The sequence below is a fragment of the Pseudomonas fluorescens genome (genome assembly GCF_902497625.1).
In the GTDB taxonomy this organism is placed as follows: Bacteria; Pseudomonadota; Gammaproteobacteria; order Pseudomonadales; family Pseudomonadaceae; genus Aquipseudomonas; species Aquipseudomonas fluorescens_BQ.
The window spans coordinates 42,996-61,139 of record NZ_CABVGX010000004.1; the positions used below are offsets into that span (position 1 = coordinate 42,996).

14 protein-coding genes are annotated in these 18,144 nt (G+C 59.5%); 3 read left to right on the forward strand and 11 right to left on the reverse strand.

From position 1 onward, the window contains the following. Positions 1–215: 215 nt before the first annotated feature. The 3 genes from betA to betI all read right to left on the reverse strand — a co-directional run bounded on the left by betA (position 216) and on the right by betI (position 4,242). Entirely contained in the window at positions 216–1,913 is a 1,698-nt protein-coding gene (betA, locus tag F8N12_RS03915) for a choline dehydrogenase (protein ID WP_150579264.1), read from the reverse strand. Positions 1,914–2,067: 154 nt separating this feature from the next. Further along, entirely contained in the window at positions 2,068–3,540 is a 1,473-nt protein-coding gene (gene betB, locus F8N12_RS03920; protein WP_150579265.1) for a betaine-aldehyde dehydrogenase, read from the reverse strand. 108 nt (positions 3,541–3,648) lie between these two features. Next, positions 3,649–4,242: a transcriptional regulator BetI gene (gene betI, locus F8N12_RS03925; protein ID WP_150579266.1), complete on the reverse strand. Its 594-nt coding sequence runs from the start codon at positions 4,240–4,242 to the stop codon at positions 3,649–3,651. Between the two features lie 377 nt (positions 4,243–4,619). Here betI and F8N12_RS03930 point away from each other — a divergent pair, with 377 nt between their 5' ends. Further along, a complete protein-coding gene (locus tag F8N12_RS03930; protein ID WP_224787664.1) occupies positions 4,620–6,569 on the forward strand; it encodes a BCCT family transporter in 1,950 nt (649 codons plus the stop codon). Between the two features lie 271 nt (positions 6,570–6,840). Here F8N12_RS03930 and choV read toward each other — a convergent pair whose 3' ends face one another. From choV to F8N12_RS03945, 3 genes are all read right to left on the reverse strand, one after another. Next, the gene (gene choV, locus F8N12_RS03935) at positions 6,841–8,019 is read right to left on the reverse strand and encodes a choline ABC transporter ATP-binding protein (RefSeq protein WP_150579268.1); all 1,179 of its coding nucleotides are present in this window, start codon (positions 8,017–8,019) and stop codon (positions 6,841–6,843) included. Continuing rightward, positions 8,016–8,861: a choline ABC transporter permease subunit gene (gene choW / locus F8N12_RS03940; RefSeq protein WP_150579269.1), complete on the reverse strand. Its 846-nt coding sequence runs from the start codon at positions 8,859–8,861 to the stop codon at positions 8,016–8,018. Before choW ends, choV begins: the two co-directional genes overlap by 4 nt. 76 nt (positions 8,862–8,937) lie before the next feature. After that, the gene (locus F8N12_RS03945; protein WP_150579270.1) at positions 8,938–9,888 is read right to left on the reverse strand and encodes a choline ABC transporter substrate-binding protein; all 951 of its coding nucleotides are present in this window, start codon (positions 9,886–9,888) and stop codon (positions 8,938–8,940) included. A 435-nt stretch (positions 9,889–10,323) separates the two neighbouring features. On the opposite strand from F8N12_RS03945, the gene F8N12_RS03950 reads away from it, so the two are divergent. Both F8N12_RS03950 and F8N12_RS03955 read left to right on the forward strand, forming a co-directional pair. Beyond that, the gene (locus F8N12_RS03950) at positions 10,324–11,700 is read left to right on the forward strand and encodes an L-serine ammonia-lyase (RefSeq protein ID WP_150579271.1); all 1,377 of its coding nucleotides are present in this window, start codon (positions 10,324–10,326) and stop codon (positions 11,698–11,700) included. 688 nt (positions 11,701–12,388) lie between these two features. Further along, the gene (locus tag F8N12_RS03955) at positions 12,389–13,492 is read left to right on the forward strand and encodes a GlxA family transcriptional regulator (RefSeq protein ID WP_150579272.1); all 1,104 of its coding nucleotides are present in this window, start codon (positions 12,389–12,391) and stop codon (positions 13,490–13,492) included. Positions 13,493–13,607: 115 nt separating this feature from the next. Here F8N12_RS03955 and F8N12_RS03960 read toward each other — a convergent pair whose 3' ends face one another. From F8N12_RS03960 to F8N12_RS03985, 5 genes are all read right to left on the reverse strand, one after another. After that, on the reverse strand, positions 13,608–13,871 hold the full coding sequence (locus tag F8N12_RS03960; RefSeq protein ID WP_150579273.1) for a hypothetical protein: 264 nt from the start codon (positions 13,869–13,871) through the stop codon (positions 13,608–13,610). Positions 13,872–14,241: 370 nt separating this feature from the next. Beyond that, the gene (locus tag F8N12_RS03970; RefSeq protein WP_150579275.1) at positions 14,242–15,402 is read right to left on the reverse strand and encodes a gamma-butyrobetaine dioxygenase; all 1,161 of its coding nucleotides are present in this window, start codon (positions 15,400–15,402) and stop codon (positions 14,242–14,244) included. Between the two features lie 13 nt (positions 15,403–15,415). Then, the gene (locus tag F8N12_RS03975; protein WP_150579276.1) at positions 15,416–15,892 is read right to left on the reverse strand and encodes a thioesterase family protein; all 477 of its coding nucleotides are present in this window, start codon (positions 15,890–15,892) and stop codon (positions 15,416–15,418) included. 127 nt (positions 15,893–16,019) lie between these two features. Beyond that, positions 16,020–16,985 carry an L-carnitine dehydrogenase gene (locus tag F8N12_RS03980; RefSeq protein WP_150579277.1) on the reverse strand — a complete coding sequence of 322 codons (966 nt, stop codon included), beginning with the start codon at positions 16,983–16,985 and terminating at the stop codon, positions 16,020–16,022. A 214-nt stretch (positions 16,986–17,199) separates the two neighbouring features. After that, positions 17,200–18,087, reverse strand: a complete 888-nt coding sequence (locus tag F8N12_RS03985; RefSeq protein ID WP_150579278.1) for a 3-keto-5-aminohexanoate cleavage protein — start codon at positions 18,085–18,087, stop codon at positions 17,200–17,202. Between the last annotated feature and the right edge of the window lie 57 nt (positions 18,088–18,144).

Consider the following 18,144-nt stretch of genomic DNA (forward strand, 5'->3'; position numbering starts at 1 on the left):
GGGGGTGAAACGTTTGCGTGGCGCTAGATTAGGCCTGGGCGGGGGGAGTATCAAGTCTGGATCGGTATGGGAGTTTGTAGCAGCTGGCGAAGCCTGCGTTCGAGCGAAGCGGCCGCAATTCCATGCTCCTCTATTCCACTACGGAATCGGGGGTTCAGGTTTTGTGACCGCTTCGCGCTCGAACGCAGGCTGCGCCAGCTGATACAAGGGCAGGCTTAGGCCGGTGTTACATCCCGCATCGGCTTGCCACGCACCGGTGCATCGCCGGCCACGTAGTAATCGGCGGTGCTGCGTGGCAACGGTTGACGGCCACGGATCTTGTCGGCGATTTTCTCAGCGATCATGATCGTCGGCGCGTTCAGGTTGCCGGTGGTAATGATCGGCATGATCGAGGCATCGACCACACGCAGGCCTTGCATGCCGTGCACGCGACCTTCGCCATCGACCACGGCCATGTCGTCGGTGCCCATCTTGCACGAGCAGGACGGGTGGAACGCGGTTTCGGCGTGTTCGCGAATGAACGTGTCGAGCTGCTCGTCCGTTTGCACGTCGATGCCCGGGCTGATTTCACGGCCACGGTACGGGTCCAGCGCAGGCTGCTGCATGATTTCCCGGGTCAGGCGGATGCCATCGCGGAATTCCTGCCAGTCCTGCTCGGAGGCCATGTAGTTAAAGAGGATGCTCGGGTACTCGCGCGGATCCTTCGATTTGGCCTGAACGCGACCACGGCTTGGTGAACGCATGGAGCCCATGTGTGCCTGGAAACCGTGCTCTTTTACGCCGTTGCTGCCGTTGTAGTTAATCGCTACCGGCAGGAAGTGATACTGGATGTTCGGCCATTCGAAATCGGTACTGCTGCGGATGAAACCGCCGGCTTCGAACTGATTGCTCGCGCCGATACCGGTGCCGTTGAACAGCCACTCGGCACCAATGGCCGGCTGGTTGTACCAGAGCAACGAAGGGTACAGCGAGACCGGTTGGGTGCAGGCGTATTGCAGGTACAACTCAAGGTGATCCTGCAGGTTTTCGCCGACGCCTGGCAGGTCATGGACCACCGGAATGTCGAGCTTGTTCAGCAGCTCGGCCGGGCCAACGCCGGAGCGTTGCAGAATCTGCGGCGAAGCGATGGCGCCGGAGCACAGCAACACTTCCTTGCGGGCGCGCGCTTCGACGCGTTCTTCTGCCGCACCAATCAGATACCGCACGCCGACCGCACGCTTGCCTTCGAACAGAATCTTGTCAGTCAGGGCGTGGGTGACGATGGTCAGGGTCGAGCGCTTCTTGGCGACGTCCAGGTAACCGCGAGCGGTGCTGGCGCGACGGCCGTTCGGTGTGACGGTACGGTCCATTGGACCGAAACCTTCCTGCTGATAGCCGTTAAGGTCCTCGGTACGCGGGTAACCGGCTTGCACGCCTGCTTCAACCATCGCGTGGAACAGCGGGTTGTTGCCGGCTTTCGGCGTAGTCACGCTGACCGGGCCATCGCCACCGTGGTAATCGTTCGGGCCGATGTCGCGGGTTTCGGCCTTGCGGAAATACGGCAGGCAGTTGAGGTAATCCCAGTCTTCCAGACCCGGCAGTTTGGCCCAGTTGTCGTAGTCCATGGCGTTGCCGCGGATGTAGCACATGCCGTTGATCAGCGACGAACCGCCGAGGCCCTTGCCGCGACCGCATTCCATCCGGCGACCGTCCATGTGTGGCTCTGGATCAGTTTCGTAGGCCCAGTTGTAGCGACGGCCTTGCAGCGGGAACGCCAGGGCGGCCGGCATTTGCGTGCGGAAGTCCAGACGGTAGTCCGGGCCGCCTGCTTCGAGCAGCAGGACGGTGACGCCTTCGTCTTCAGTAAGACGGGTCGCCAGGGTGTTACCGGCCGAGCCGGCACCGATGATGATGTAATCGAATTCTTGGGACATAAAATGCACCCTCTTTGAAGTTGGTCAGGTCGCCTGTAGCAGCTGCCGAGGGACGAGGCTGCGTTGGGTTGCGCAGCGACCCCCGAGGGCGGTCCTGCGGACGCGCAACGCAGCCTCGTGCCTCGGCAGCTGCTACAGGAAATTCAGCCGGGGCTTAGAACACCGAGGCGTAATCGCCCAGTTCGACCTGTACCGATTTGATGCGTGTGAAGTTGTTCAGCGAGCTAATGCCGTTCTCACGGCCAACACCCGACTGCTTGTAGCCGCCGACCGGCATTTTCGCGTCGGACTCGCCCCAGGCGTTGATCCAGCAGATACCGGCTTCCAGTTGATGAATCACGCGGTGAGCGCGGTTCAGGTCCTTGGTGACGATGCCGGCGGCCAGGCCGAAGTCGGTGTCGTTGGCACGACGGATGACTTCTTCTTCGGTTTCGTAGGTCAGAATCGCCATCACCGGGCCGAAAATTTCTTCGCGCACGATGGTCATTTCGTCGGTGCAATCGGTGAACACCGTCGGTGCCACGAATGCGCCTTTGGCGAACTCGCCGTCGGTCAGGCGATCGCCGCCACACAGGACGCGTGCGCCTTCTTCTTTACCCTTGGCGATGTAGCCCAGCACGCTTTCCATGTGGGCGAAGCTGACCAGTGGGCCGAAGTTGGTGTTTTCGTCTTCCGGGTTACCGATGCGGATGCGCGCAACACGCTCGGCGATCTTCGCTTCGAAGGCGGCCTGCAGGTGGCTCGGGACAAATACGCGAGTGCCGTTGGTGCAGACCTGACCGGAGCTGTAGAAGTTGGCCATCATTGCAGTGTCGGCGGCGCGATCGAGGTCGGCGTCGTCGAAAATGATCAGCGGGGACTTGCCGCCCAGTTCCATGGTCACGTCTTTGAGCGAGGAAGCCGAGGCGCTGGCCATGACCTTCTTGCCGGTGTCGGTGCCGCCGGTGAAGGAGATTTTCTCGATGCGTGGGTGCTCTGTCAGCCAGGTGCCGACTTCACGGCCACTGCCGGTCAATACGTTGAACACGCCAGCCGGCACGCCCGCCTCGGTGTAGATCTCGGCCAGTTTCAGCGTGGTCAGGGAAGTGACTTCGCTTGGCTTGAAGATCATTGCGTTGCCAGCGGCCAGGGCCGGTGCGGATTTCCACAGGGCGATCTGGATCGGGTAATTCCATGCGCCAATTCCGGCGACCACGCCCAGCGGCTCGCGACGGGTGTAGACGAACGACGTATCGCGCAGTGGGATCTGCTCGCCTTCGATGGCCGGCACCAGGCCTGCGTAGTACTCCAGCACGTCGGCGCCAGTGACGATGTCGACGTATTTGGTTTCGGAGAAGGATTTGCCGGTGTCCAGGGTTTCCAGGGCAGCCAGTTCATCGTTGCGCTCACGCAGGATGTCGACGGCACGACGCAGGATGCGCGAACGCTCCATGGCGGTCATCGCAGCCCAGATTTTCTGGCCCTTTTCGGCGCTGACCACAGCGCGTTCAACGTCGTCCTTGGTCGCACGCTGAACGTTTGCGAGGACTTCACCGGTAGCCGGGTTGATGGCTTCGAAAGTGGCGTCGCTGCTGGCGTCAGAGTAGCCACCATCGATGTAGAGTTTTTGCAGTTCGAAACGGGCCATAGTGTCCTCGCAAGTGCATGTGTGGTTGGCGTTAACCACTGGACGTTGCCATATAGCTGTGGCATCGCTGATCAGTGGCGGTTCAGGGGCTGAGCGTTTATGTGTGCTCTAACTCACCTGCTTGGCCAATTGGAAATCCATGTATTCGTAAGCGATCCGGAGCGCCTGGGCAGTGTCGAAAGCATCTCCCGACAGCGCTCCGCGCAACCACAAACCGTCAATCAACGCGGCCAGACCGCGGGCTGCACTGCGCGCATCATCGAGCGGCAATACACGGCGGAACTGGCAGCACAGGTTGGAATACAGGCGGTGATCGTTGATCCGCTGCAACCTGTGCAATGACGGGTGGTGCATGCTGGTGGCCCAAAAGGCCAGCCAGGTTTTCATTGCCGGGCCATTGACCTGGCTGGCGTCGAAGTTGCCTTCGATAATCACCTGAAGATGCGCCCGCGGGCTGTCATCTGTCAGCGCTTGACGACGCCCGGTGACGTTCTCGCTGAGGACACTCATCAGGTGCTGCGCCGTGGCAGCGATCAGGCCGTTCTTGTCCTGAAAGTAATGACTGATGATGCCGTTCGAGACGCCGGCCAAACGAGCGATCAGTGCAATGCTGGCGTCCCCCATGCCGACTTGATCAACCGCCTGCATCGTGGCTTCGATCAATTGCTGACGGCGGATGGGTTGCATACCGACCTTGGGCATCTTGCACATCTCCTTAGGCCTTCCGGCAGACGACGCACGTCTATCGGATTGAGGGCCAGTCTAATTTGTTTTGATTGAACGTTCAATCAACAAAGAATAAGCTCTGCGACAAATCGTCGCTGCTTACAGATTTTTCCTACATGTAAATGGCGCAAACCGACTCCCCGAACGGCTCGAAACCTGTCTGCCACAGGCTTTCGCGGTTTCGGCCATTTCCGGGCTGTCTTTATATCACCCGTCCGTCGGCTGCCAACCAATCGATGGCTCGGGTCAACGCGTTGCCTTGCGTTCTTCTCTCGTACTGCCGGAGCCGCTGTGCCATGAGTTCTGCCTCTCTTATAAAGACCCCGCCCGAGAAGGTGAAGGTCAACGGTTGGGTGTTTTGCACTTCCACCGCGCTGATTCTGCTCTTGACCGCCATTCTGATCATCGCCCCGCAAGAGGCTGGCCGTCTGCTCGCAACGGCCCAGGCCTGGCTGTCGCGCAGCTTCGGCTGGTATTACATGGTGGTGATTGCCGCCTATCTGGTGTTTGTAGTCGGCCTGGCGTTTTCGTCATACGGCAAACTCAAACTGGGCAGCAAGGACGATACCCCGGACTTCAGCTACGGCGCATGGGCGGGCATGTTGTTCTCGTCGGGCATCGGCATTTCGCTGCTGTATTTCGGCGCTTCCGAGCCGCTTGATCATTATTTCAATCCACCCGAAGGCGTTGCCGCCAGCGGCACCGCTGCGCGTCACGCTGTGCAGCTGACATTCCTGCACTGGGGCCTGCACGGTTGGGCGATCTATGCGTTGGTGGGTTTGGCGGTGGCGTATTTCGCTTATCGGCATAATCAGCCGCTGGCGCTGCGTTCGGCGTTGTATCCATTGGTAGGCGAGCGTTGGGTCAAGGGCGCGGCTGGCCATGCCGTGGACGGCTTTGGCATGTTCGTGACGCTGCTGGGGCTGGTAACGAATCTGGGCATCGGTTCGCTGCAAGTGTCCTCCGGGCTGGAAAACCTGTTCGGCATGCAACACAGCAATACCAACCTGCTCATTGTGATCATTGTGATGAGCACTGTAGCGACCATCGCTGCCGTGTCCGGCGTGGAAAACGGCATTCGCCGGCTGTCCAACCTGAACATCGTGCTGTTCAGCGGTCTGCTGATTTTCGTCCTGCTGTTCGGACCGACATTGCACCTGCTTAACGGATTTGTGCAGAACGTTGGCGATTACCTGAACGGCATCGTGCTGAAGACTTTCGACCTTTATGCGTATGAAGGCGACGCTCAGAAAACCGAGCGCTGGATGGGTTTATGGACGCTGTTCTACTGGGCCTGGTGGATTTCCTGGGCACCATTCGTGGGCATGTTCATCGCGCGTATTTCCCGTGGTCGCACCGTGCGCGAACTGGTCGCCGGTGTGCTGCTGATTCCGCTGGGCTTTACTCTGGCGTGGCTGTCGATTTTCGGCAACTCGGCCCTGGACCTGGTGATGAACCATGGCGCTGTGGAGCTCGGGAAGACGGCGCTGGAACAGCCGTCGATGGCGATCTATCAGTTGCTCGAACATTACCCGGCATCGAAAGTAGTGATCGGGGTGTCGATTTTCGTTGGTTTCGTGCTGTTTCTCACCCCGGCGGATTCCGGCGCGGTGATGATGGCCAACCTTTCGTGCAAGGGCGGTAACGTCGATGAAGATGCGCCGCACTGGCTGCGTATCTTCTGGTCGGTGGTGATCACGCTGGTGACCATCGGCCTGCTGTTCGCCGGTAACTTCGAAGCCATGCAGACCATGGTGGTGCTGGCCGGCCTGCCGTTCTCGGTGGTGCTGGTGTGCTTCATGTTCGGCCTGCATAAGGCCATGCGCCAGGATGTGCAGGTTGAACAGGAGCAAGCCGAACTCGCCGCCCGTGGTCGTCGCGGCTTCAGCGAGCGCCTGACGCAATTGGACCTGCAGCCGAGCCAGTCGGTCGTTCAGCGTTTCATGGACAAACACGTCAGCCCGGCGCTTGAAGATGCGGCTGTGCAATTGCGCGGACTAGGTCTGGATGTACAAACGTTGCTGGGCAAGGCAAAGCGCTGCATGGGTGTACGGATCGAGATGGAGGAGGGTAATCCGTTTGTGTATGAGGTGAGCCTGGATGGCTATCTGGCAGCGGCGAGTGACACGGCGTCGGCGCAAAGTGCCAATGAAACCCGCGCCCGTTACTACCGCGCCGAGGTTTACCTGCACAACGGCAGCCAGGATTACGACTTGATGGGCTTCACTCAGGAGCAGATCACCCGGGATGTGCTCGATCAGTTTGAAAGCCATCGCCAGCTCCTTGGCCGGGTTTATAGCTGAGTTGTAAATGCGCCACAGGTCCATTGTGGCGAGGGGGGGGGGATGTGGCGAGGGGGGTTGCCCCCGTTGGGCTGCGAAGCGGCCCCCAAACCAGATAACGCGTTGTTTCAGCAAGATTACGGTGAATGGTTCTGGGACTGCTTCGCAGCCCAACGGGGGCAAGCCCCCTCGCCACAGAAATCACCTCTTCTCGATGGTCCGTGTTGCCACTCGTACACGCGCACCAACAAAAACGCCGCGATCCTTTCGCGGCGTTTTTGTGTGTGACGGGTTAGCCCAGGTTCTTGCCCAGCAAGGCGTGATACAGCTCGCTGTCGCCGAGAATCCCGACCACTTTGTGGTTGTCGTGCAGCACCAGTTTGTTGCCCGTTTGATAGCGAATCTGCAGCGCATCGCGCATGCCGATATTTGAATCCACCAGTGTCGGCCGACGTCCCAGACCTTCCACCGCCTGCCCTGGAATCCAGTTCTGCAAATCCAGGCTTTCACCGTTCTGGCGAGCGCCTTTTATGGTGTTGCCTTCGGCCAGGTCCAGCCAGGAATCACCACCCGGATCGAGGCACACCGAACCGTTGATGCGTTTGCAGTTGTCCAGCGTGCGCATCAGGCTGCGACCGCACAGTACGTTCAGCGGATTGGTGTGGGCGACGAACGTGCGAACATAATCGTCGGCCGGGTTCAGGACGATTTCTTCAGGTTTGCTGTACTGGATGATCCGTCCGTCTTTCATGATCGCGATACGGCTGCCGAGTTTCAGCGCCTCATCGAGGTCGTGGCTGACGAAGACGATGGTTTTGCTCAGCTTGCGTTGCAATTCCAGCAGTTCGTCCTGCAAGCCTTGGCGGATCAGCGGGTCAAGCGCCGAGAACGGTTCGTCCATCAGCAAAATGTCAGCGTCCATCGCCAGCGCACGGGCCAGGCCAACACGTTGTTGCATACCGCCGGAAAGCTCATCGGGTTTCTTGTTGCGCCACTGGGTCAGACCCACCAGTTCGAGTTTTTCGTCGACCAGTTTCTTGCGCTCCTTTTCCGGGCGCCCCTGCATTTCCAGGCCGAAACTGATGTTCTCGCGCACTGTCAGCCACGGCATCAAGGCGAACTTCTGGAACACCATGGCGATACGTTTGGTGCGCATCATTTTCAGCTCGGCCGGCGTGCAGGAAGCGATGTCGATCTGCCGACCCTCGTGCTCGACGAACAACTTGCCACGGCTGACGGTGTTGAGCCCGTTGATGCAGCGCAGCAAGCTGGACTTACCGGAGCCGGACAGGCCCATCAGCACGCAGATCTCACCTTTCTCGACATCCAGGCTGGCTTTTTCAACGCCGACAATCTGGCCGGTCTTTTTCAGGATCTCGTTGCGGGTCATGCCTTGATCGAGCAGTTTCAGTGCTTCGCGCGGATCCTTGGTGAAGATTACGTCGACGTCTTCGAAGCGAATAATGCTCATGCGTCACCCCCTACTTTTGCGTCGGGTTGTTTGCAGATACGGTCGAGCATGATCGCCAGCAGTACGATCGCCAGGCCGGCTTCGAAGCCGAGGGCGATATCAGCAGTGTTCAGTGCGTTGACCACGGGTTTGCCCAGGCCGTCGGCGCCCACCAGTGCAGCAATCACCACCATCGACAGCGACAGCATGATGCACTGGGTGATCCCGGCCGCGATGCTTGGCATGGCGTGGGGCAATTCGATCCGTGAGAGCAGTTGACGGCGCGAGCAGCCGAAGGCTTTGCCGGCGTCCATCAGTTCCTGAGGAACATCGCGAATGCCCAGGTAGGTCAGGCGGATCGGCGCAGCAATCGCGAACACCACCGTCGAGATCAGACCCGGGACTACGCCCAGCCCGAACAGGGTCAGGGTAGGAATGAGGTAGACGAACGTCGGTACGGTCTGCATCAGATCGAGCACCGGCCGCATCACGGTATAGAACATCGGTTTGTGCGCGGCGATGATGCCAAGCGGCACGCCGATCAACACGCATACAAAGGTGGCGAACAGCACCTGGGCGAGGGTTTCCATGGTTTCCTGCCAATACCCCAGATTGAGGATCAGCAGAAAGGAAGCGATGACAAAAACAGTCAGGCCCCACTTTCGTTGTATGAAATGAGCCAGGAGTGCAATGAGGCCGATCAATGCCAGCGGGTTGAACCAGGTCAGCGCAAACGTCACGCCGTGGATCATCGTTTCCAGTGACATGGCGATGGCGTCGAACGTGTCGGCGCCGTTGTCCGTCAACCATTCAACGAAGCCCGCAATGTACTGGCCTAAAGGGATTTTCTGATCAATCAGCATGGTAGTGAACGTCCGCATGCAAGGAAATAACAGCCCGGACGACCGAAGTCGCCCGGCGTAAGCGATGCTCCTGAAATCAAGGCTGAGCGAGCTTGGCTTTCACGGCCTCCAGGCCTGGTTTACCGTCAATGGTGGTCACGCCAGCGAGCCAGGTATCAAGCACCTGTGGATTGTTTTTCAGCCACGCCCTGGCGGCCGCGTCGGGCTTTATCTTGTCGTCCAGAACGTTGCCCATCAGCGTGCTTTCCATGTCGAGGGTGAACACCAGGTTTTTCAGCAACTGTCCGACGTTGCTGCATTCCTGCGCATAGCCCTTGCGGGTGTTGGTGAAGATGGTGGCCTGACCGAAGTTGGGGCCGAAGAAGTCGTCGCCGCCAGTCAGGTATTTCATCTTGAAGCGTGTGTTCATCGGGTGCGGTTCCCAGCCCAGGAACACCACAGCAGTGTTGCGGCGCTGGGCGCGATCGACTTGCGAGAGCATACCGGCCTCGCTGGACTCGACCACCTTGAACCCGGCTTCCTTGAGGCCGAAGGCGTTCTTGTCGATCATGCTCTGGATCAGGCGATTGCCGTCGTTGCCCGGTTCGATGCCGTAGATCTTGCCGTCGAGTTCCTTCTTGAACTTGGCGATATCGGCGAAATCCTTGAGCCCCTTGTTATACAACTCTTCCGGAACGGCGAGTGTGTATTTGGCGTTTTCCAGGTTGGCGCGCACGGTTTCCACCGTGCCAGCATCGCGGTAGGCCTTGATGTCGTTCTCCATGGTCGGCATCCAGTTACCGAGGAACACGTCCATGTTCTTGCCGTCTGCCAGGGATTTGTAAGTGACCGGCACGGAAATCATCGTGGTTTTGGTTTTGTAGCCGAGGGCATCGAGAACGACGCTGGTGGTGGCGGTAGTGACGGTAATGTCAGTCCAGCCAACATCGGAGAAATTTACAGTGCTGCATTGGGCCGGCTCTGCAGCTTGCGCCAGAGCCGGCAGACTTAGCATGGCGGCCAACAACAACGACGGGGAACCTTTCATGGATGGACTCCTTGGTGTTTTTTTTGGCAGTGTTCCGACTGGACCACCGCACTTATAGGTTGCGGTTGGATGGCGTTTTGAAGACATCTCTACCACGGCGCCTTGCAATCGAGTCGATACGATCATGTACCAGTGAAAATCTGACGCCTACAGGGAGCGTCGTAACCAGTACAGGGATGGTCGCATCCAGTGTCGGTGACGTCGTTTACAGCTTTTTTCAGCCCTGATCAGCGTGCTTGATCACCAGAAAACGGCGAAAGCGGCGCGCTGACCGCGTGCGGCGTTTGTGGGCATGATCGCGTCGGTGTCAGACGCCGGACGAGCCGGTAAAAGCCCGATGATGCGGCCATTCCGACGGATTGCAGCTTGAGCGTAGCAGCTCCGTCACCGGGCGCTTTTGCGCCTGGAGTTGGCACATCCTGGAGTTTTGCAGTCATGGCTATCAGCGTTTTCGACTTGTTCAAAATCGGCATCGGCCCTTCCAGCTCACATACCGTGGGGCCGATGCGCGCTGCAGCGCTGTTCGTGCAAGGTTTACGTGAGCAGGGTCTTTTGGAGCAGGTACGGCGCGTCGAAGTTCAGCTGTTTGGTTCGCTGTCCGCCACCGGCATCGGTCACGGCAGCGACAACGCGGTGATCATGGGGTTGATGGGTGAATGGCCGGATGCGATCGATCCGTCGCAAATCGGCATTCGCATCGCCACCCTGCGGGAAACCGACACGCTGTTGCTCGACGGCCGCTTCGCGATTCCATTTACGTGGGCGCGGGACATGCGCCTGATCGATGAAAACCTGCCTTTCCATCCGAATGCCATGACCCTGGTGGCCGAAGGCGATGCGGGCGAACTGCATCGCGATACCTACTATTCCATCGGCGGCGGCTTCGTGGTCGATGAAGCGCAGGCGTCGAGTGGTGTGGTGGACCTCGATCGCACGGTGCTGCCTTACGATTTCTCCAGCGCGGTTGAACTGCTGAGCCTGTGCAAGCAACACAATCTGCGCGTCGCCGAGCTCATGATGGCGAACGAAAAGGTCTGGCGCAGCGAGGAAGAAATCCGCGTAGGCCTGATGACGCTCTGGCGCGCCATGCAGGATTGCGTCGAGCAAGGCCTCAAGCACGAAGGCATCCTGCCGGGCGGCCTGAATGTGCGGCGTCGCGCGGCAAAACTGCATCGCAGCTTGCAGGAGCTGGGCAAGCCCAATGTGATCGGCTCGACACTCAGTGCGATGGAATGGGTCAATTTGTTTGCGTTGGCCGTCAATGAAGAAAATGCTGCGGGCGGGCGTATGGTCACCGCGCCGACCAATGGCGCGGCGGGGATCATCCCGGCGGTGTTGCATTACTTCATGAAGTTCAGCGAGGTGGTGACCGAGGCCAATGTCGTTGACTACTTTCTCAGCGCTGCGGCGGTAGGGATTCTGTGCAAGAAGAACGCGTCGATTTCCGGTGCGGAAGTCGGCTGTCAGGGCGAGGTCGGCTCTGCTTGCGCCATGGCGGCGGCAGGCTTGGCAGAGATTCTTGGCGCTACGCCAGAGCAGTTGTGCAACGCGGCGGAAATTGGTCTGGAGCACAACCTTGGCTTGACTTGCGATCCGGTCGGCGGGCTGGTGCAGGTGCCATGCATCGAGCGCAATGCGATTGCTGCGGTGAAGGCGATCAATGCAGCGCAAATGGCGTTGCGTGGCGATGGGCAGCACTTTATTTCGCTGGACCGGGTGATCCGCACCATGCGCGATACCGGGGCGGATATGCATGACAAATATAAAGAGACGTCCCGGGGCGGGTTGGCGGTGAGTGCGGTGGAGTGTTGATTGATTTACCTGTGGTGATGGGGCCCCCGTTGGGTCGCGCAGCGGTCATAAGTATTCAGGGCCGCTGCGCGACCCAACGGGGGCAAGCCCCCTCGCCACAGGAACCTCCTTTTCACAGTAGCCTCATTGCCCCAGAAACCTCATTGCCAAAAGGGGGCCCCATTGCTACAGGGGTCTCGCTGCCACAGGAACCTCATTGCCAAAAGGGGGGGGCCCATTGCTACAGGAACTTCATTGCCACGAATTTCATTGCCACAGCGTAATCAGTCAGAACTGCGCGTTAATTGACCACTGAATGTAAAATCCGCCACCTTTTAGCGCGTCGCTTACAGACAAGCGCGCTTCTGCGAATTGAAGCAGGTAGAGCCCCCGACCGTCTGTCACCCGTGCTTGTGGTGACACTCTCAGCCAACCCCTCGCGGGCCTGTTCCCACAAGTGCTACCGATCTGCTCACCGCCCATGAAACACACCCGCTGCAGTCTCTGATGGCACTTGAATTGCACTTTTCACTGGCGTCATATCCAGACACATTCACAGGTCGTTTTCAGGAGTTATTGAACACGCATTCAATTTTAGGCATGGCAATTGCTCTGTCATAACAAAGCCCGTCTCTCACGCGAGAACGATGGCAATAACAAGAGCCTCCGCCTGAGGCCATCACCCGCTTTCGTGTGAGGAGATACCGCGATGACGACGTCCAACTCCGGGGCCCAACCCCAGAACCGTGCGCCTCAATCCATCGGCTTTTTGCTGCTGGACAATTTCACGCTGATTTCTCTGGCCTCTGCAGTGGAACCGCTGCGCATGGCCAACCAATTGTCCGGTCGCGAGCTGTATCGCTGGACCACGCTCACCGTCGACGGTGGGCAGGTCTGGGCCAGTGATGGACTGCAGATAACTCCCGACGCCTCCATGCACAAAGCCCCTTCTCTGGACACCATCATCGTTTGCGGTGGCATAGGCATTCAGCGCACCGTCACTCGCGAACACGTTTCGTGGCTGCAAAGCCAGGCGCGTCAGTCCAAGCGTCTGGGTGCGGTCTGCACCGGCAGTTGGGCCTTGGCCTGCGCCGGTCTACTCGACGGCTTCGATTGCAGTGTGCACTGGGAATGCCTGGCCTCGATGCAGGAAGCATTTCCGCGCGTGGCCATGAGCACGCGCCTGTTCACCCTTGACCGCAACCGTTTCACCAGCTCCGGCGGCACTGCGCCGCTGGACATGATGCTGCACCTGATCAGCCGCGATCACGGGCGTGAACTGTCCGCCGCAATCTCGGAGATGTTTGTCTACGAACGCATCCGCAACGAGCAGGATCACCAGCGCGTGCCGCTCAAGCACATGCTCGGGACCAATCAGCCGAAGCTGCAGGAGATTGTCGCGCTGATGGAGGCCAACCTCGAAGAGCCGATCGACCTCGACGAACTGGCGGTGTACGTCGCCGTGTCCCGTCGGCAACTCGAGCGATTGTTCCAGAAGTACCTGCACTGCTCGCCGTCGCGTTACTACCTCAAGCTGCGCCTGATCCGTGCCCGGCAGTTACTCAAGCAAACGCCGATGTCGATCATCGAAGTGGCGTCGGTATGTGGCTTCGTGTCCACGCCGCACTTCTCCAAGTGCTACCGCGAATACTTCGGCATTCCGCCGCGTGACGAGCGCGTAGGTTCCAACACCACGCAACAGGTGGCGATGATGCCGTTGCCGCAAGCGTTGGTGCTGTCGCCGCTGTCCGGGCCCTTGTCGGCGTTGAGTCAGGCGCGCAACGAGTCGACGTTCGCTAGCGTGAGGCTTTAAACCTTGTGGCGAGGGGGCTTGCCCCCGTTGGGTCGCGCAGCGGCCCCAAGAATTTACGACTGCCGCGCCGCCTAATGGGGCGATGCGGCGATCCGACAAGCCCCCTCGCCATAGGTCAGGCGCTACGGCTCTGCTGATAGGTCGCCAACGCTGGCAACAATTGCCTGTCGATGGCCTGGCGCACGGCCGGCAGGATGGTCGCGCTGCTGGTGTACATCTGCTTGACCATCGTGCGCAACGTCATCGCCCGTTCATCGTTCAAGCCTCGCACTGCGCACTCGCAAGCCTGCTCGGCCGTGGCGCCGTTCGGCACTTGAAAACCCAATGACTTCAGCTGGCCCAGCAGGTCTTCCTGGTCAATCAAATCGGCGTACATCATGACGCAATCCTTCTTCAGGGAACGGTGTCGTGGCTCGATTCTCGTAGGGGTGCGGGGTGGCGGCAAGGACGATTTGTCGCAATGGCCGCAATACCTATGAACAGGTCGTTTTCGGCTAACTTTCGAGAGGGCAGAGTGGGCAAACTGGATTCAGCTGGCTTCACGAAGGTTTGGTCACCCTCGCGCAACGGCTCCTCAACAGTACCCTCCTCAGCTCCGATCCTGTCACGGCTTGATCGGGGTTTTTTTTGTCTGTGAATCAGGAGGGTTTGTGTTGCTTGAACTGACGCCATCGCGAGCAGTTGATCAGTGCTCGACGTCAAACCACTGAGAGCGATATCGGCTTGCCGGCGATGAACGACGACTCGGTCTAACGCTGCAACACCAAAATCCGCGACAACAACTCATCCCGATCCACATAGCATCCCTGGAAATGCCTGGCGCCGCTGGCGGGGTCGAAGGCATTGCGCGCGTGAAGCGTGCGGCGGTTATCAAAACACCACATCTCCCCCGGATTGAGCCGCGTCAGCACCCGAAACTGCGCCTCGCGAGTCATCGCAATGAAGCGCCGATAAGCGCGATACAGCCGGGGCATTTCCTCCGCGGATGCATCGAACGGTCCGCGCAAAAAGTTCGCCATGCGTATTTCGGAAATCTGCCCCATGGCATCCAAAGCGATGATCGGCGCGAGACAGCGATAGTCGCTGTGACGGTCCTTGTTGCGAAACTCCACGGGGATTTCACACAGGGCTTTGAATGACTCGGTATCTTCCTCGCGCAGTGCTTCGGCGATGGCAAAACCGTCGACGAAGATGCTCTCGCCACCGTCGGCGTCATTGACCAGGCAATGTAAAAATTGCAGTCCCGGTTGCAACTCCCGAGTGGGCAGGTCGCTGTGCAATGGCAGGTTGAAAGCGGTGTAGGCGTTGCTGTCGGCATCGGCCTTGGACTGCACGTTGAACAACACACCGAAATTGCTCTCGCGGATGAAGGAAATACGCTCTGCGATCAGCTTCAGCGAACCGGGTTCGGTGGGCACGCCACGCACTTGTGTCAGGCCGATATCGCGCACCGCCAACAGCCATTGCAACAAGGCATCGTTGTCATTCATCAGCGCTTGATAATCGAACACCGGCAGCGACAAGTCACTTTTCCACAGCCTGGATTTTGGCTTGCCGGCCCGGCGTTCGGCGCGGGATTGGTCGTCATAGGCGTGGGCCCGCAACCAGCCCGGATCGAAGCGGCTGAGATGACCGTCCTGCCACTGGACGCGCAGACAGCCCTGAGAGTCGACGCTCGTCTCTGCAGGCACCAGGTCTTGCGCAACGTCGACGATTTCCAGCACCTGCTCACGGGTCACTGTGTAGACGCATTGCGGGCACGGGCAATTGTCCCGCAGCCATTGATGATGAAAAGGGCTGACACGGCCATCAGCCCATGTCGCCAGAACGCGATCCGCCAAGGCCTGCACGCCACTCAGCGCGCTGATCAACGGATAGGTACGGAAGTCGGCAAAAGCGACGGTGTTCATGGCGATCTCCTTGTTATTTTTTGCGGGGTAGCGCGATCACTCGGCCAATGTAGTCCGGGGTGGGCAGGTCGGTTTGTTGCGCAACGATGGCTTGCAGCTTGCCTAGCGTTTCTTCGCTGAACGGCGCGGAGCGAGGACCGACGAGGTCGACGTGCAGCAGCATTTGTTCGTTGCCCGCCAGCTCTTTGTCGTTACCGGCCAGATGCAGACTGTGATAGAGGTGTAAGCGTTTGCTGTCGTGAGCGATGATCTGGGTGCGCACTTCAACGTCAGCGTCGAGCTTCACTTCATGCAGGTAATTGAGGTGCAGCTCAAGGGTAAACAACGAATGGCCGCTGGCTTCGCGGTTGTTGCTATCCAAGCCTAGCCGGTCCATCAGCGCATCGGTGGCGTAGCTGAAAATCAGCAGGTAAAACGCGTCGCGCAGGTGGCCGTTGTAGTCGACCCAATCGGGGATGATTCTGCTTTGGTAGGTCGTAAGAGCAGGCATGCGATCAACTCCTGAAGTAACGAGGATCTGCAGGTGCCGGCTCGCCGGCGACGGGCAATGCGGTTTTCCTGTGAAACCGCGTTGATTCAATCGCCAGCAAGCCGGCTCCTACGGAACACGGTGATGGTCAGTCAGCAAAAGCCATTCCGTGCTTTTCCTTGGTGGTCTTGACCGCTTCCAGCACCGCCAGCAGGCAATCGTCCCGATAACGCTCAAGCGCCGAAATGCTGTGCGTTCCCAGCTGGTCGCTTGTTCCGTCCACCACATCGTCAATCAACTTGTCGGTCAATTCCGGCGCCGGCAGATAGGTCCACGGCAACTTTAACGCCGGGCCGAATTGCGCCATGAAGTGACGCATGCCGGCATCGCCACCCGCCAGTGTGTAGGTAAGAAATGTGCCCATGAACGACCAGCGCAGGCCTGCGCCAAAACGGATCGCGTCGTCGATTTCGCCAGTCGTCGCCACTCCGTCGTTAACCAGATGCAATGCTTCGCGCCACAGCGCTTCGAGCAGACGGTCAGCGATGAAACCGGGCACTTCCTTGCGTACATGCAGCGGGCGCATGCCCAGCGCTTCATAAACTTTCATCGCCGCTTGCACCGCTTCCGGCGCAGTGTTTTTGCCACCCACGACTTCCACCAGCGGCAACAGGTAAACCGGGTTGAACGGATGCCCGACCACGCAGCGTTCCGGGTGCGTCGAGCTCTCGTAAAACTCGCTCGGCAGCAACCCCGACGTGCTGGAGCCGATCAGCGCATTCGGCTTCGCCGCCGCGCTGATTTTGCTGTGCAGTTCCAGTTTCAGATCCAGACGCTCGGGGGCACTTTCCTGAATGAAATCGGCATCGCGAACGCATTCTTCGATGGTAGCGACAACGCGTAAACGGTCCTGTGAAGCGCCCGGTGCCAGGCCTTGCTTCTCCAGCGCGCCCCAAGCATTGGCCACGCGTTTGCGCAGGGCTGCTTCGGCGCCGGGCGCAGGGTCCCAAGCCACTACGTCGAGGCCGTGAGCGAGGGCGCGGGACACCCAGCCGCTGCCGATGACACCGCTGCCCAAGGCAGCGAAGGTTTTGATATCAGTGATAAAGCTCATGGCGACGTCCTAAAAGAATTCGGTGATCCAGTGTGGGAGCGGGCTTCTGTGGCGAGGGGGCTTGCCCCCGTTCGGCTGCGCAGCAGTCGCAAAAACATTGCATGCGGTGTGGCTGACACACTGCGGTTACAGGTTTTGGGGCCGCTTCGCGACCCAACGGGGGGCAAGCCCCTCGCCACACATGCTCCCTTCCACAGGTAATGTGTGGTTCGGCTCAACCGCGCTGGGTCAGGCCCATTTTGATCCGGCCTTCCGCCGGGGTCAGAACCCGCGCGCCGAGGCGACTGAGGATTTGCGATGCGCGTTCGACCAATTGGCCGTTGGTCGCCAGTACGCCCTTGTCCAGCCAGATGTTGTCTTCCAGCCCGACCCGCACGTTGCCGCCCAGCAGCACCGCTTGCGCCGCCATCGGCATCTGCATGCGGCCGATGCCAAACCCGGCCCAGACCGCATTGGCCGGCAGGTTGTCGACCATGGCTTTCATGGTGGTGGTGTCAGCCGGTGCGCCCCACGGGATGCCCAGGCACAGCTGAAACAGCGGGTCGTCGAGCAGACCTTCCTTGATCATCTGCTTGGCGAACCACAGATGGCCGGTGTCGAAAATTTCCAGCTCGGCCTTGACACCCAACTCTTGAATGCGTTTGGCCCCGGCCCGCAGCTGCGCCGGGGTGGACACATAAATGGTGTCGCCATCGCCGAAATTCAGGGTGCCGCAATCGAGCGTACAAATTTCCGGCAACAGTTCTTCGACGTGCGCCAGGCGAGTCAACGGGCCGACCAGATCAGTGTTCGGGCCAAACTCCATTGGGTTCTCCCCGGCGCCGATTTCCAGGTCGCCGCCCATGCCGGCGGTGAGGTTGACAATGATGTCGACGTCGGCCTCGCGGATGCGCTCCATCACTTCGCGGTACAGCGCGACGTCGCGGCTGAACTTGCCGGTTTCAGGGTTGCGTACGTGGCAGTGGACCACGGTGGCGCCAGCTTTGGCGGCTTCCACGGCGGCGGCGGCGATTTGTTTCGGGGTGACCGGCACGTGTGGGCTTTTGGCGGTCGTGTCGCCAGCACCGGTCAGTGCGCAGGTGATGATGACGTCGTGATTCATGAGGCGGGTTCCTGTTCTTTATGGAATGGCGGGCGTGTTGATCCCGTTCGCAGCCCG